The sequence below is a fragment of the Cytobacillus oceanisediminis genome, assembly GCF_022811925.1.
GTDB classification, from domain to species: domain Bacteria; phylum Bacillota; class Bacilli; order Bacillales; family Cytobacillaceae; genus Cytobacillus; species Cytobacillus oceanisediminis_D.
On sequence record NZ_CP065511.1, the window covers coordinates 2,200,556 to 2,215,909 of the forward strand.

Sequence of the window (15,354 nt, forward strand, 5' to 3'; positions counted from 1 at the left end):
AACAGGCAGTAACACGCACCCAAAATAAAATGTACATAAGAAGCTTGTCCCTTTCAAATTTAACTCCTTTACATATATTGAATCATGTAAGCAATAAATTAAAAGGAGAGAAATAAAAAATGGAACAAGAAACCTCAATTAGAATATCACCATTTCAGTCCCTTAATGGTTCGTTAGACCCTAGACTTTCATTTGTCTGGTTACCGCCGATAGGAGACGGAACGACTGCCCCAAGTATATTTGATAACTCACTTCAAGGCTATATTACTGTAACCATAGAAAATCTGACGACAGGGGTTACAATCGATCAGTTAGAAATTCTCGCAAATTCCGAAAGCAATTATAGAGTTAACTGGAGAGCAAGAAATGTTCAACGAGGAGATCAAGTTCAATTTCTCGTTGAGGTAAACGAAGTTACTCGAAATGGTGTAGAACTTTCACCTATTGAACTAGACCCTGTTATTGTTACGGTCGCACCAAATACGTTTCTTAATAATCAGAACGTTCCGATTAGATTTAGAATTGATAACGATCCCGTCATTCGTGCCCGCCAGTTAAATATTCAAGGTGATACAGCCACGCAGATTGCAGAACAATTAAATGCTGAGTTCTTTTTAACTTTCCAACAAATTGCCTTAATTCTTACCAACGAGGCATTCACTGCACTCGAGGTAGCAGGTGCAATTGTAACAGTGTTTGACTTAGGAGTTTCGGAAACTGCCAATCTTCTAAGATCGCTGGGGTTTAATGTAATTGGAATTGCTCAAGCGCTTCAACAAGTTTTCGGTTTGGGTGCTCAGGCTGCGGCCACTATCTTAAAGGATCTCGGTTTTGTTGTTACGGAGGTTGCTCAAGCTCTTCAACAGGTTTTCGGTTTAGGTGCTCAGGTTGCGTCACTAATCTTAAAAGCAATCGGGTTTGTTGCCAACGAGATTGCGGCTGCTCTTCAACAAGTATTTGCATTGACTGCCCAAGCAACGGCTGAAGTCTTGAAAGCAATTGGGTTTGTTGCCAACGAAATTGCGGCTGCTCTTCAACAAGTATTTGGATTGGCTGCCCAAGCAGCGGCGAATATTCTAAAAGCAATCGGGTTTGTTGCCAACGAGATTGCGGCTGCTCTTCAACAAGTATTTGGACTGGCTGCCCAAGCAGCGGCGAATATTCTAAAAGTAATTGGATTTATTGCCAACGAGATTGCAGCTGCTCTTCAACAAGTATTTGGATTGGCTGCCTTAGCAGCGGCAGAAGTCTTAAAAGCGATCGGGTTTGTTGTTAACGAGATTGCGGCTGCTCTTCAACAAGTATTTGGACTAGCTGCCTTAGCAGCAGCTGAAATCTTAAAAGCGATCGGGTTTGTTGTCAACCAGATTGCAGCTGCTCTTCAACAAGTATTTGGACTAGCTGCTCTAGCAGCGGCTGAAATCTTAGAAGGGATCGGGTTTGTTGCCAACGAGATTGCGGCTGTTCTTCAACAAATATTTGGACTAGCTGCCCTAGCAGCGGCAGAAGTCTTAAGAGCGATCGGGTTTGTTGCCAACGAGATTGCGTCTGCTCTTCAACAAGTATTTGGATTGGCTGCTCAAGCAGCCGCTGTAGTCTTAAATGCGATTGGGGTTGCTTTCAACGAGATTGCGACTGCTCTTCAGCAAGTTTTCGGATCATCTTTGTTGCAAATAAGTCAGATTCTCAGGGATGCTTTTTCCTTTTCCGCTGAAGCCATTGCTCAACTTCTAAACAGTGTATTTGATGTAACGAACGATATTGTTGCAAGTATATTAAATGATCTTGGATATGCTTTAGAAGAAATAGGCGAGGCTCTTGAAGATGTGTTTGGAGATGTTGGCGACTTTTTCTGTGATCTTGTTTCAGATATTCCTGTTCTTGGTGACCTATTTTGCTAGATACTGTAAAATAGCTTAACATCAATAGATTACCAACAAATTCACCGTAGATGTTAATCCTGCTTCTCTAGTTTAAGAAGAAATCAAAAGCCCTTCTCACTCGAGAGGGGCTATAATAATTTTCTTCAGTAATTTCTTCAAAAGTGACTCCATAAAACTCTGCAAGCTTTTCTAATTTGTCTTTATTGGGAAAACTCTTATTCAAATCCAAATAGCCGATAGTAGTATAAAGATCCCCGATAGCTTTACTGAGAGTGTAGTAAATGTGGATGAAGAAGTCAATTTAATAATTGGCTTTTTTGGTTTGCATTAATAATGCAAAGCCGGAGGGTTGTTCCTTACGCAAGTGCATCCATGGGAGCGCGAGCAGTACATGAGCATGTACTAAGAAAATAGGAGAACCCCTGGCCGTTCGAGCCGGGGTTTTTTATCATGAAAATACAAAAACCCCGTTTACAGATGAACGAGGTTTTAACTAATTTGTATTTCCCTGCATGTCTCTATTCTTTATGTCTGATTTTTAAGAAATCAAGACATGTCAGCAATGCATCTCCTCCAAATCCAGCAATCACCGCCAGGAGAACTACCTTTAAGGCAGAGTCAGGATCTGAAGATACGACCAAAAAAACAGCCGCTAAAGCCCCCATGATTACTTCTTCAAAGACCCCCAGATAGATGAATTTTTTTGTCCTTCTGGGTTTGACCATTTTGCCTTCTTTCCGAATATGTCCAACGACACCAACCAGCCCACCAATCAACAAAGCGAAGGTAATGTTCAAAAACATCTTTTCTTCACACTCCTAAAGTCGAGATTTTGGACAAGCGACCTTAGGTTGATTCTCGGTGTATTACCATTATATAGAAAGTGGCTATAAATTAATATGCATAAAAATACCGAATTTTCTGAACAATAAAATAGTCATACATAACTGTAACTTTATGCCAAAAGAAAAAGTATCAGTTACTTTCGTATGATTTCGCTAATAGCATCAGGTAATAGGAACTGATAACCTTCTTAAAATTGGAAAAAATAAAAAGCAGGCAGAGGCTGCTTGCTTTTTATCATTCTATTAATGCATATGGCGGTAGACACCTATAACCTTGCCAAGGATGGAAACATTTCGAAGGATGATAGGTTCCATTGTAGAGTTTTCCGGCTGAAGTCGAATAAAGTCTTTTTCTTTGAAGAATCTCTTTACAGTTGCTTCGTCTTCTTCTGTCATAGCAACCACGATATCTCCATTATTTGCAGTGCTCTGCTGTTTGACGATGACATAGTCGCCATCAAGGATTCCGGCTTCAATCATACTTTCTCCCATGATTTCAAGCATGAAAACATGCTCGTCAGCAGGTGCCATTCTTTCTGGAAGAGGGAAGTATTCTTCGACATTTTCAATGGCCGTTATCGGCTGCCCTGCAGTTACTTTACCGACGATCGGAACATTGACGGCACTGACCTTAGGTATGTGAGAAGACTCGTCCAGATCTAAAATTTCAATGGCGCGCGGTTTAGTAGGATCCCTGCGGATCAGCCCTTTGCTTTCAAGTCTAGCGAGATGGCCGTGAACTGTAGAGCTTGAAGCCAGGCCGACTGCTTCCCCGATTTCCCTTACAGAAGGCGGATAGCCTCTCAATTTAACTTCTTCTTTTATAAACTCTAATATATCTTGCTGCCTTTTTGATAATTTCACCATCTTTACGCACCTCGTATGTTTTTGTTGTCTCAATTATAGCATCAATTACCATATGATACAAACATAAGTTCGAATTTATATTGACACAAAACAAATGTTCGGTCTATAATAAAAACATCCAATGCGAACATACATTCTTTTTAGAGGTGGTATATCATGCTGAAAAAATTGTGGAAATCATATTCTTATGCTATTATTCTCTTCGTTTTAAGCCTGGCAGCATCGTTTATTATGCTCGTGCAAATAGAAACTCCAGATACGGAAAAGTTTGTGAAAATCACTGTTGCAGAAGGCGACTCTTTATGGAAGATTGCTGAGAATTTTTCGGCTGAACATTCGCTGTCTACAGACCAATTTATTAATTGGGTAGAACAAAATAATGAGATCGCCTCTGGAAGGATTTTTCCGGGTGATGAAATTGTTATTCCAGTAAAAGCACTGGATGACGAGCCTTATAAAGAGCTTGCCAGTTCAGACCTTTATGAATAAGGAGAAGTTATGAAAGCAATTATTTACTGCAGGGTTAGTACAACAAAGGATACTCAGGAAACGTCCCTTTCAAGGCAGGAAGAAGAGCTGGTGAATCTGGCGAAAAAGCATGATTTTGAAGTGGTCAAGGTGATTCGCGAACAGGCCAGCGGATACGATCTTGAAAGAGACGGTATACTGGAGCTTTTAGACTTAATTAAAGAAAAGGATATCAAGGTTGTCCTCATTCAGGATGAAACCAGGCTTGGGCGGGGCAATGCAAAGATTGCAATACTCCATTGCGTCTTAAAAGAAGAAGTCCAGCTATACAGCATTTCGAATAACGGCCAGCTCGAGCTTTCGGAATCAGATTCGATGGTGCTGAACATTGTTGGGATGGTAGAGGAGTATCAGAGAAAGCTTCATAACATCAAAATCAGACGTGGCATGCATCGGGCTATTGATAAAGGATACCGGCCCGAGAAGAACTTAAGCAATCAGGGAGCAAATGGCGGCAGGGAAAGAATAGATGTGCCGATAGAGGAAATTGTCCGGCTAAGGAAAAACGAATTAACATTTGCAGAGATTGCTGCAACGCTTAGGGGTTTTGGCTATAATATCTCAAAAGCAACTGTCCATAGAAGGTATAAAGAACATATTGATTTACTTGCTGAATAGAGCACTTTTCTTGTCAAAGGTGCTCTTTTTTAGTATGATGGCAGTTGAGTTTCATTATTGTTTCATATCTGAAGCTATTGTATAATAAGAATTTCTATTTAGAGTATCCAGAGGTAAACTTTTGATATAAAGGAGCTTTAATATATGCTGCCAAAACAAAAACTTGCCCGAATTAATGAACTGGCAAAGAAGGCAAAGGAATCCGGATTAACAGAAGCAGAAGCGAAAGAGCAGACTTCTCTCCGCAAAGAGTATTTGGAGACTTTCCGCTCTGGCATGTTAAACACGCTTAAAGGTGTTACAATCGTTGACCCGAAAGGAAACGACGTAACTCCGAAAAAACTGAAAGAATTCCAAAATAAAAACCGCCTTCACTAATATTATAAATGCAAGGGATACACAATGCTGTATTCCTTCTTTTAATAGAAAGCGGAGATGACTTTACGGATCTATTGCCGGATCTCTCCGCTTTTTTACATATGCCGGGTCTTTTTGTGTCAATATAGTAACAAACCGGCTTTTTTTGTCCTTTTCTGACCCTATTGGTTGTGAAAAAAAGGGACACCCGATAATATAAAAAGAGTAAAGAATTACTACTCGAAAGGATGTATTGAATGTTTAATCACACAGATGAACTATCCATCAGTTCCATTCGTACTTTATCAATCGACGCCATTGAAAAGGCGAATTCCGGCCATCCGGGGATGCCGATGGGTGCAGCGCCAATGGCTTATACGCTTTGGACACGCTTCATGAACCATAACCCGAAAAATCCTGAATGGTTCAACCGTGACCGTTTCGTCCTTTCTGCTGGACATGGCTCCATGCTTTTATACAGCCTTCTTCATCTTTCCGGCTATGATGTTTCCATGAATGACATTAAAGAGTTCAGACAGTGGGGAAGCAAGACGCCTGGCCACCCTGAATATGGCCATACTCCTGGTGTTGACGCAACAACAGGCCCGTTAGGACAAGGTATTGCAATGGCTGTTGGTATGGCAATGGCTGAACGCCACCTGGCTGCAACATACAACAAAGACAACTTCAATGTTGTTGACCACTATACATACAGCATCTGCGGTGACGGAGACCTTATGGAAGGCGTTTCGGCTGAAGCTGCTTCCCTTGCTGGCCACTTAAAGCTTGGAAGACTGGTTGTTCTATATGATTCAAATGATATCTCACTTGATGGTGACCTTGATAAGTCTTTCTCTGAAAGTGTTGAACAGCGCTTCAAGTCATACGGCTGGCAGTATATCCGCGTAGAAGACGGTAATGATCTTCACGAAATCGCAAAAGCAATTGAGGAAGCGAAGCAGGATGAAAACCGACCAACAATGATTGAAGTTAAAACAGTCATTGGCTACGGTTCTCCAAACAAATCAGGTAAATCTGATGTTCACGGCGCTCCACTAGGTGCTGATGAATTGAAATTAACGAAAGAAGCCTATAAGTGGACTTTCGAAGAAGATTTCCATGTTCCACAGGAAGTATATGATCACTTCAAGCAGCAGGTTGTGGAAAGCGGCTCTAAGAAGCAGCAGGAATGGGAAGACCTTTTTTCACAGTATAAAGAAGCGCATCCTGAGTTAGGAAAACAGCTGGAGCAGGCAATCAACGGCGAGCTTTCAGAAGGCTGGGATAAAGACATCCCTGTTTATGAAGAAGGAAAGAGCCTTGCAAGCCGTGCTTCTTCCGGAGAAGTGCTAAATGCAATCGCACAAAACCTGCCTTCTTTCTTTGGCGGTTCTGCAGACCTTGCAGGCTCCAACAAAACAATGATTAAAGGTACAGGCGACTTTACAGCTGAGTCATTTGACGGCCGCAACATCTGGTTTGGTGTACGTGAATTTGCAATGGGTGCTGCACTTAATGGTATGGCCCTTCACGGCGGATTAAAAGTATTCGGCGGAACATTCTTCGTGTTCTCTGATTACCTGCGCCCGGCAATCCGTCTGGCTGCACTTATGAACCTGCCTGTTACGTATGTATTCACACATGACAGTATCGCTGTCGGTGAAGACGGACCTACACATGAGCCTGTAGAACAGCTTGCTGCATTGCGTGCAATGCCAAACCTATCTGTTGTCCGCCCTGCTGACGGAAATGAAACAGCAGCTGCATGGAAAACAGCAATTGAATCAACAAACAAGCCAACGGCATTAGTATTGACCCGTCAAAACCTTCCTACATTAAAAGGAACGGATTCAGCGGCATACGAAGGCGTACAAAAAGGTGCTTATGTTGTTGCACCAGCTACTAACAGCAATGCGGATGTATTATTGCTTGCTGCAGGATCTGAGGTTAGCCTGGCTGTTGAAGCACAAAAAGCGCTTGAAGGCGAAGGCATCCATGCATCTGTAGTGAGCATGCCTGCCTGGGACCGCTTCGAAGCTCAATCAAAAGAGTACAAAGAAAGCGTAATTCCTAAGACTGTCAAGAAACGTCTTGCCATTGAAATGGGATCATCACTTGGATGGCACCGCTATGCAGGAGACGAAGGCGATGTTCTTGCAATCGATACCTTCGGCGCATCTGCACCTGGTGAAAAGATTATGGAAGAATACGGCTTCACAGTAGAAAACGTTGTAGCACGAGTAAAAGCATTGCTGCAGGGATAATATTAACTGACGAGGGAGAGCTGAGAGGCTCTTCCTTTTTTGTGTGATGGGTTTTTCTTTTAAGAATAGGATTAAATTTCAGTAAAACCGGGAAATTGACGAAGTATATATTTTGATCAGACTAATTTAGCAGCTCTTCCACCAAGAATCCTCATAATCAACTGAATTCTTCTTTTTCGACAAAATTAGTGAAAGTTTTTAACATCTTCAGACACATTCCTTATGTTTGGTTGCTTATAATTGAAAGAAATGGATCGTCCCGGAAGGAGGGGCCAGATGAGAGCTTATCAATTGTATTTAATAGAAGATGAATTCGCGTCCCATTATTTTGGCAGAGAGCGGATGTTTTTTCAGTTGTTTGAAGAGTATGAGCGTTCGTCAGGTGAAATGAAGTCTATTCTATCGAAGCAAATTGATTTTGTGACTAAGCCAATCCCGGGTTTGAAAGTGCATCAATACATCCATCAGCAGCTGCAGCGAAAAAAGGACTTTATTATAGAAAAAAGTGCATACTATATAGAGATGAGTAAAAGAAGCAGGGCAAGGCTTGAAGTGTTTGAACGAAGCCTGGTTTTAGAAGCGGCCGGCAGCTATGAGGCAGAGACGGTATTTTTCGAAGTGCTGCGAAAAAGCGAGTCTTCCTTCCTGGCTGTTGACCTCCAGCATAAGCGGTATGGGTGGCTAAAACCGATAAAAGAGAGAAAATTCGTCTAAAATAAGAGAAAAAATGAAGCAAATATTGTATAATAACCTTTGGTCTAGTACACTGTATGATAGACAACATGAAGGAGGAAGTTAGTATGGGTATGTACATTCTAGTTGGTGTACTGGCGCTTCTTGCCGGTGTAGCACTAGGATTTTTCATTGCTCGAAAATATATGATGAGCTACCTGGAGAAAAATCCGCCAATTAATGAACAAATGCTTAAAATGATGATGATGCAAATGGGCATGAAGCCATCTCAAAAGAAGATCAACCAAATGATGAATGCCATGAACAAGCAGACTGGCAAGTAATCAGGGACAAGCATCCCATCGGAAACCACTTTTCTGTTACAATACAAGGAAGGTGGTTTTTTTATGGTGAAAATGAAACCTTCTTTGAAACAGACCGAATATATACTATGACAAATCATGAAAGGAACGAGCAAATGAAAAAAGTAATTCTAATAGGGCTCCTTACCGTTTCCATGTTATTAAGCGGCTGTTCCGTTCTGGGAGAAGTGAATAATTCCATTGACTATGTTAATGAAGCGACTGAGCATATCAATACGTTAAGCGACTTTGCTGAAGAGGCGCCGCAAATGATTCAGGATGCGGCAGCGGATCCGGCATTAAAGCAGGAACTTGAAGACCGTTTGACGACACTTAAGCAGGAAGTTGAAGAATTTATCGCCCTTCAGGATATCCCGACACTTGCAGAAGATGTTCACCAGGAGCTGGTGACCCAGAATGAAGCGCTTCTGGCTGAGATCAATAAAGTATTGGAGAACGGCAACCTTGCACTGGATCAGCTGGAGAACTCAGAGCTGTTCACTACCATTAATGAGACAACAAGCCTGATAAACCGCATAGAAGCATTAGGGCAATAAAGCATCCGGCAGGGTGCTTTTTTCTGCGAGAAAAAATCTTCCTTATTTTCTCAATATTTGTTAAACTATTTAAGCTATTATGTTTCGGATTTCGGAGGATGGGGTATGAAGGTTTTTTTGGATTTAATGTGGTTTTTTAAACAGGAGAAAAAGGCTTATGTAAACGGGATCATTCTGCTGTTATTTGTGGCACTGCTTCAGCTGGTCCCGCCTAGTGTTGTCGGCATTATGGTCGATTCGATTAAAAATGGCGAGCTGACTGCAAAAGCATTATTAATGTGGATTGGACTTCTTGCTGTTGTTGCCCTCATGATGTATGTGCTCCGCTATTATTGGCGGATTATGATTTTCGGTTCGGCCGTTAAGCTGTCCAAACTCCTGCGCAACAGGCTTTATCGTCATTTTACGAATATGTCACAGTCCTTCTACCAGAAAAAGCGGGTGGGGGATTTAATGGCCCATGCGACAAATGATCTGCAGGCGATTCAGCAGACAGCAGGCGCCGGGGTCCTCACATTTGTCGATTCACTGGCGACAGGCGGTTTCGTTATCATCGCCATGGCGACAACAATCAGCTGGAAGCTTACACTAATCAGTCTGATTCCAATGCCGTTCATGGCACTTTTGACAAGCTGGTATGGAACACTTCTTCATAAACGGTTCCACAAAGCACAGGAGGCTTTTTCTTCACTGAATGACAAAACTCAGGAAAGTGTTTCAGGAATTAAAGTGATTAAAACATTCGGCCAGGAAAAAGAAGATATTGAAGATTTCCGCAGGCAGTCTGAAGATGTAGTGCAAAAGAACATTTCTGTTGCACGGGTTGATTCTTTGTTTGATCCGACGATCAGCATTATTGTGGGGATCTCTTTCTTCCTATCTATTGCATTTGGATCAAGATATGTTATTGCAGGAGAGCTGACAATCGGGCAGCTGGTTTCATTTACTACCTATCTTGGTCTCCTGATTTGGCCGATGCTCGCATTTGGCTGGCTGTTCAATATTGTCGAGAGAGGCCGCGCCTCCTATGATCGAGTCTCTGCGCTTCTTGCAGAAGAAATCGATATTAAGGATGATGAGACTGGCATCATTGAAGTTCCGAGCGGTGATATTGAGTACAAGATTGAGAAGTTCGCCTATCCGGGTGAACAGGAAGCGCTGCTTAAGGATATTCATTTTAGACTGGAAAGAGGAGAGACTCTCGGCATAGCAGGTAAAACGGGTGCTGGCAAAACCACACTGCTGAAGCTATTGATCCGTGAGTTTGAAGGCTATAAAGGGGAAATTCTTTTTGCCGGACATCCAATAAATCGCTATAAAATTGAAAAACTGAGGGAAGCGATTGGCTATGTCCCGCAGGAGCACTTCCTGTTCTCGGCCACCGTTGCGGAAAATATCGGTTTCACGAGGCCGGATGCAGACCTTGAAGATATTTATTCGGCAGCGAAACTGGCCAATATCCATGAAGATATTCTCGAATTCACAGATGGCTATAAAACCGTTGTGGGTGAAAGAGGGGTCTCGCTTTCTGGAGGGCAGAAGCAGCGTATTTCCATTGCAAGGGCTCTTGTAATGAATCCTGAAGTATTGATTTTGGATGACTCCCTTTCTGCCGTTGATGCGAAAACTGAGGAAGCGATCCTCACTTCATTGCGTGGTGAGCGGGCAGGCAAGACAACGATCATAACCGCTCACAGGCTGAGCGCCATTCAGCATGCGAATCTCATATTGGTGCTGGATGAAGGGAAAATTGTTCAGCAGGGATCACATGATGAACTGATGGCTGAAGAAGGCTGGTATAAGAATATGTATCTGCGCCAGCAGCTGGAAGAGCTTGTGGAGCATGGGGGATAAGACGATGGAAAAGACACCGATTTTGAAGGGGAAAGAGCAGCGGAAGGTCCTTTTCCGACTTCTTTCCTATACAAAACCGCATAAGAAAACAATTATACTTGCCTTCAGTTTGCTTCTGTTAACGACGATTGGAGACATACTGGGGCCGATTTTTGTCAAAATCTTTATTGATGATTATTTAACACCAAGGGACCTCGCTTTCGAGCCGTTATTTGCCCTTGGTACTGCATACCTTGGCATTCAGATCATGAATGTACTGGTATCCTATTTTCAGCTGCTGAAATTTCAAGAAATCGCGCTGAAAATCATTCAGCAGCTGCGAGTAGATGTATTTTCAAAGGTACAGTCACTGGGTTTAAAGTACTTTGATAAAACGCCAGCAGGAAGTATTGTATCACGGGTTACCAACGATACAGAGGCTATTAAAGATATGTTTGTCAGTGTCCTGGTTACCTTCATTCAGGGGGCCTTCCTGCTGACAGGGATCTTTGTGGCGATGTTTATCCTGAATGTGAAGCTGGCCCTATTCTGCCTGGTGATTCTCCCGATTCTTTTTATGATCATTCGCACTTACCGTAAATACAGTTCGGTATTTTATAAGAACTTAAGGGAAAGGCTGAGCCAGCTGAATGCAAAGCTGAGTGAATCATTGCAGGGGATGTCCATTATCCAGGTATTCAGGCAGGAAAAAAGGCTGAGGAAGGAATTTGGCGATATCAATGAGCAGCATTACCAAGCAGGTATGCGCAATATCAAAATGGATGGGCTCCTGTTAAGGCCGGCCATTGACCTGGTTTATGTTCTGGCACTTATTATTGTATTGAGCTTCTTTGGGATTTCTTCTTTTAGCAGTCCGATCGAAATCGGTGTGCTGTATGCATTTGTCAGCTATCTGGACCGCTTCTTTGAGCCTGTTAATCAGATCATGATGAGGCTTTCCATGTATCAGCAGGCCATCATTGCGGCTTCAAGAGCGTTTGCGCTGCTGGACGAAAAGGAACTTGCTCCGGCACAGGAGGATAACCATTCTGCTGGAATTAAGGAGGGAGAGATTGAGTTCAGGAACCTCAGCTTCTCCTATGACGGCAAACGGGATGTATTGAAAAATATTTCTTTTACAGCCAAGCCGGGTGAAACCGTTGCCCTGGTGGGCCATACCGGCAGCGGCAAGAGCTCAATCATTAATTTAATGATGCGATTCTATGAATATGATCGCGGCGATATTTTCATTGACGGAAAAAGCATTAAGTCTTATCCAGCTGAAGAATTGCGCACGAAAATGGGGCTCGTCCTTCAGGATCCATTCCTATTTTACGGGACGATTAAGAATAACATCAGACTTCATAATGAGAAAATGACAGATGAAGAGATTAAAGCTGCTGCTCAGTTTGTTCAGGCCCATACATTCATAGATAAGCTGGAAGACGGATATGATCATCCGGTGGTTGAGCGCGGATCGACTTTTTCGAGCGGGCAAAGACAGCTTATTGCCTTTGCAAGAACGATTGCTGCCAATCCGAAAATTCTTGTCCTTGATGAAGCAACAGCCAATATTGATACAGAAACAGAGGAAGCGATACAAACCGCACTGGAAAAAATGCGGAAGGGCCGCACGACGATTGCGATTGCTCACCGATTGTCTACGATACAGGATGCAGAATTGATTTTGGTTCTTCACCAGGGGGAAATAGTCGAAAGAGGAACCCATCAGGAATTGCTTGCCAAGCGCGGCTTGTATCATAAGATGTATCTGCTGCAGAATGGGTCCGCTGAAAAAGTGGAGGATGCAGTTGGTTAATAGAAAAGACGTGTGATTGCTCACACGTCTTTTCGTTTCTTAAAAGGTGTAGGATTCTCCATCTTCAGGCACTAATACTTGATGGGAGATTCCTTTGTCTTTACTGTAGCTTTTTAATTCCTCTCTTGAGAGTGTCCAATGGTTGACGGCCTCCATATGGACGGAAATAATCTTAGTATTCGGGGCAGCCTTGGAAACTTCGTAGATATCCTCTTTCCCCATAACAAGCGAGCCGCCTTCAAGGAACTGGTTATCTCCGCCGTTTACTACGATGATTTCGGGGCTGTGTGTTTCAATGGCTTCCTGAACAGCATCATACCAAACTGTATCTCCTGCTACATAAAGTGTTTTTTCGCTGTGGTGCTTGAAGATCACTCCGCAAACCAGACCGGCTAGTTTTAAAATTTCGCCTCTGCCATGTTCGCCTTTTGTTTTTATTAATTGGATATCTTCAAAAGCAGTATCTTCCTGGAGAACTTCTACATTAGTAAAACCTGCAACTTTCACTAGTGCAGCATCTTCTTCATTTTGCACATACATTTTAATATCCTTTGCTAATGCTTCTTTGGCAGCATCATCAAAATGATCTAAATGCAGGTGGGTAACAATTACTGCATCCACATTATGAATAATTTCATCAATGGAGACTGGAAGCTCTGTTAAAGGATTGTTTTGATCTTGTCTTAACGAATTTGGAAATGGCGGGTAAGTCCCTTTTTCTGCTAAGAAAGGGTCAATTAAAAACTTTTTCCCTGCATATTGGACAACTAGTGTAGCGTTGCGGATTTGCTGTATATTCATATAAATGTACTCCTTTTCTTTGATTTACGTATAGTTTATACTAGGACCCATTGGCACTTACATAGATTAAATCAAGTCTTTTTGATGTTTAACTTGAAAAGTGAAAGGAGTTGAAAAAATGCTGGATCATACGGATCAGCGTATTTTGGAGGAACTCTCCAAAAACAGCCGGATCACCATGAAGGAGCTGGGGAAGAAAGTCCATTTAACTGGCCAGGCAGCCGCATCAAGAGTGACGAAATTAGAAGATCAGGGCGTTATTGAGGGGTACACAATCAAAGTGAACCAGGAAAAATTAGGATTTCACATCCATGCTTTCATTACGATTATAACTCAAAGTATGAATCATCAGCCGTATCTGACTTTTGTCAAAGCACAGGAGGAAATCATACATAATTTTAAAATCAGCGGAGATGGCTGTTATCTACTGGAATGCAAATTCCCGTCTAATGAACGGTTAGATCAATTTTTAACACACTTGAATAAGCATGCAAATTATAAATTATCGATTGTTATTAATAAATAGATGTTAAGAAGGATTCATGAAGAGAAATGAATGTAAAAAACAGCCTGCATTGGTTGCATGGCTGTTTCTTAATGTGTCTGCACTTTTTTTATAAAGATTCGGTTATATTCATTTAATAGGGCATCCAGTTCCTGGCTGTACCGGATTGCTGCGGCAGAGCTTAAGCCGCTTTTCATGGCCACTTGAATTAACTCTGTTCTTTTTTGTTCAATCAATGTAAGCAGTTCCTGTTTACACATGGCCAATAGTTCCTCTCTGATTATTTCTTATATGTAGGCTTTACTCTGCCAATTCGATTCCATGTCAAAAGCTGAAAGATAATAACAGAATTTGTTAAGTCCTATACTAGTATATCGAATTATGGTAATTAATTCAAAAGAAACTTGTTTTAAACTTTAGTAACATTTACATTAAAAATACATGTTTTAGGTTGAAATATAATATGAATTATTATAATAGCAGTTGGTTTACTCAGAAATGTGTGAAAATTTTGGGACACAAAATGTTCACATTCTATCCATTATCTTTTCTATATGGGATTTGTTAGAATGAAATGGGAATGAATGAGTATCAGGAGTTGTGACTATGACAGATTTGAATGTATTTATTGCATTAGGGGCAGGGTTCTTAAGCTTCATTTCTCCTTGCTGCCTGCCGTTATATCCAGCATTCTTATCGTATATTACAGGAATGTCTGTAGGGGAGATTAAAGAAGAGAATGCAATGCTGCAAAGACGGAGCATGCTGCACACGCTATTCTTCCTGCTTGGATTTTCGGCTATTTTTATTGCAATTGGGTTTGGGACTACTTTTATTGGCCGTTTCTTTACTGAATATCAAGACCTCATCCGCCAGCTAGGAGCAATATTTATCTTCTTCTTTGGTCTGTTGGTAGTGGGAGTCATCAAGCCGGAATTCTTAATGAAAGAAAGACGGTTCGAGTTTAAAAACCGCCCTGCCGGATTGCTTGGTTCGGTATTAATCGGGATGGCATTTGCTGCCGGCTGGACCCCGTGTACAGGACCGATTCTGGGAGCCGTGATTTCACTCGCAGCATCTAATCCAAGCTCAGCAATGGTTTATATGATTGCCTATATCCTTGGTTTCGGAATCCCATTCTTCGTGCTTTCGTTCTTTGTCGGCAAGCTGCAATGGATCAGACGAAACAGCGCAAAGATTATGAAAATCGGCGGCGTATTGATGATGATCATGGGTGTTGTCTTATTCTTTGACTGGATGACAAAAATCATTGCCATTCTTTCACCGTTATTTGGCGGATTTACTGGTTTCTAAAAGCAGGGGCACATTCAAATTGGGAATGTGCTCCTTTTTTTGCTATAAGTAAAAAGGGCTATGTCAGCTGGTCGAAATTTGTCATATTCTTTCAATTGAAATTTATCTGATACTTCGATATATTGAAAT

The 15,354-nt window shown here is 41.8% G+C and carries 16 protein-coding genes; 12 read left to right on the top strand and 4 right to left on the bottom strand.

The features are described from left to right. The first annotated feature begins 119 nt into the window (after positions 1-119). Positions 120-1,901: a phage tail family protein gene (locus IRB79_RS11235; protein ID WP_243508494.1), complete on the top strand. Its 1,782-nt coding sequence runs from the start codon at positions 120-122 to the stop codon at positions 1,899-1,901. A gap of 500 nt (positions 1,902-2,401) precedes the next feature. On the opposite strand, the gene IRB79_RS11240 is transcribed toward IRB79_RS11235, so the two are convergent. Beyond that, entirely contained in the window at positions 2,402-2,686 is a 285-nt protein-coding gene (locus IRB79_RS11240; RefSeq protein WP_009330566.1) for a DUF4257 domain-containing protein, read from the bottom strand. 285 nt (positions 2,687-2,971) lie between these two features. After that, positions 2,972-3,595 carry a transcriptional repressor LexA gene (gene lexA, locus IRB79_RS11245; RefSeq protein WP_053436273.1) on the bottom strand — a complete coding sequence of 208 codons (624 nt, stop codon included), beginning with the start codon at positions 3,593-3,595 and terminating at the stop codon, positions 2,972-2,974. Between the two features lie 156 nt (positions 3,596-3,751). On the opposite strand from lexA, the gene yneA reads away from it, so the two are divergent. The 9 genes from yneA to IRB79_RS11290 all read left to right on the top strand — a co-directional run bounded on the left by yneA (position 3,752) and on the right by IRB79_RS11290 (position 12,605). Beyond that, complete coding sequence (gene yneA, locus IRB79_RS11250) at positions 3,752-4,084, top strand: cell division suppressor protein YneA (RefSeq protein ID WP_243508495.1); 333 nt, start codon at positions 3,752-3,754, stop codon at positions 4,082-4,084. Positions 4,085-4,093: 9 nt separating this feature from the next. Continuing rightward, complete coding sequence (locus IRB79_RS11255; RefSeq protein WP_243508496.1) at positions 4,094-4,741, top strand: YneB family resolvase-like protein; 648 nt, start codon at positions 4,094-4,096, stop codon at positions 4,739-4,741. A 144-nt stretch (positions 4,742-4,885) separates the two neighbouring features. Beyond that, the gene (locus tag IRB79_RS11260) at positions 4,886-5,119 is read left to right on the top strand and encodes a DUF896 domain-containing protein (protein WP_009330562.1); all 234 of its coding nucleotides are present in this window, start codon (positions 4,886-4,888) and stop codon (positions 5,117-5,119) included. 236 nt (positions 5,120-5,355) lie between these two features. Next, positions 5,356-7,362 carry a transketolase gene (gene tkt, locus IRB79_RS11265; protein WP_243508497.1) on the top strand — a complete coding sequence of 669 codons (2,007 nt, stop codon included), beginning with the start codon at positions 5,356-5,358 and terminating at the stop codon, positions 7,360-7,362. A gap of 276 nt (positions 7,363-7,638) precedes the next feature. Continuing rightward, complete coding sequence (gene sirA / locus IRB79_RS11270) at positions 7,639-8,076, top strand: sporulation inhibitor of replication protein SirA (RefSeq protein ID WP_243508498.1); 438 nt, start codon at positions 7,639-7,641, stop codon at positions 8,074-8,076. A gap of 86 nt (positions 8,077-8,162) precedes the next feature. Beyond that, positions 8,163-8,378, top strand: coding sequence for a YneF family protein (locus tag IRB79_RS11275; protein WP_009330559.1), 216 nt, complete (start codon positions 8,163-8,165; stop codon positions 8,376-8,378). Between the two features lie 134 nt (positions 8,379-8,512). Then, positions 8,513-8,953: a DUF6376 family protein gene (locus IRB79_RS11280; protein WP_243508499.1), complete on the top strand. Its 441-nt coding sequence runs from the start codon at positions 8,513-8,515 to the stop codon at positions 8,951-8,953. A gap of 105 nt (positions 8,954-9,058) precedes the next feature. Beyond that, positions 9,059-10,807, top strand: coding sequence for an ABC transporter transmembrane domain-containing protein (locus tag IRB79_RS11285; protein WP_243508500.1), 1,749 nt, complete (start codon positions 9,059-9,061; stop codon positions 10,805-10,807). A gap of 4 nt (positions 10,808-10,811) precedes the next feature. Then, a complete protein-coding gene (locus tag IRB79_RS11290; protein ID WP_243508501.1) occupies positions 10,812-12,605 on the top strand; it encodes an ABC transporter ATP-binding protein in 1,794 nt (597 codons plus the stop codon). Positions 12,606-12,644: 39 nt separating this feature from the next. Here IRB79_RS11290 and IRB79_RS11295 read toward each other — a convergent pair whose 3' ends face one another. Next, positions 12,645-13,406 (bottom strand): MBL fold metallo-hydrolase, encoded by a 762-nt coding sequence (locus IRB79_RS11295; RefSeq protein WP_243508502.1) that lies wholly within the window; start codon positions 13,404-13,406, stop codon positions 12,645-12,647. A gap of 118 nt (positions 13,407-13,524) precedes the next feature. Between IRB79_RS11295 and IRB79_RS11300 the strand changes: the two genes are divergently transcribed. Continuing rightward, on the top strand, positions 13,525-13,932 hold the full coding sequence (locus tag IRB79_RS11300; RefSeq protein ID WP_243508503.1) for an Lrp/AsnC family transcriptional regulator: 408 nt from the start codon (positions 13,525-13,527) through the stop codon (positions 13,930-13,932). 68 nt (positions 13,933-14,000) lie between these two features. Here IRB79_RS11300 and IRB79_RS11305 read toward each other — a convergent pair whose 3' ends face one another. Further along, complete coding sequence (locus IRB79_RS11305) at positions 14,001-14,171, bottom strand: aspartyl-phosphate phosphatase Spo0E family protein (protein WP_243508504.1); 171 nt, start codon at positions 14,169-14,171, stop codon at positions 14,001-14,003. Positions 14,172-14,517: 346 nt separating this feature from the next. On the opposite strand from IRB79_RS11305, the gene IRB79_RS11310 reads away from it, so the two are divergent. After that, the gene (locus tag IRB79_RS11310; RefSeq protein ID WP_071156551.1) at positions 14,518-15,225 is read left to right on the top strand and encodes a cytochrome c biogenesis CcdA family protein; all 708 of its coding nucleotides are present in this window, start codon (positions 14,518-14,520) and stop codon (positions 15,223-15,225) included. Positions 15,226-15,354: the final 129 nt, after the last annotated feature.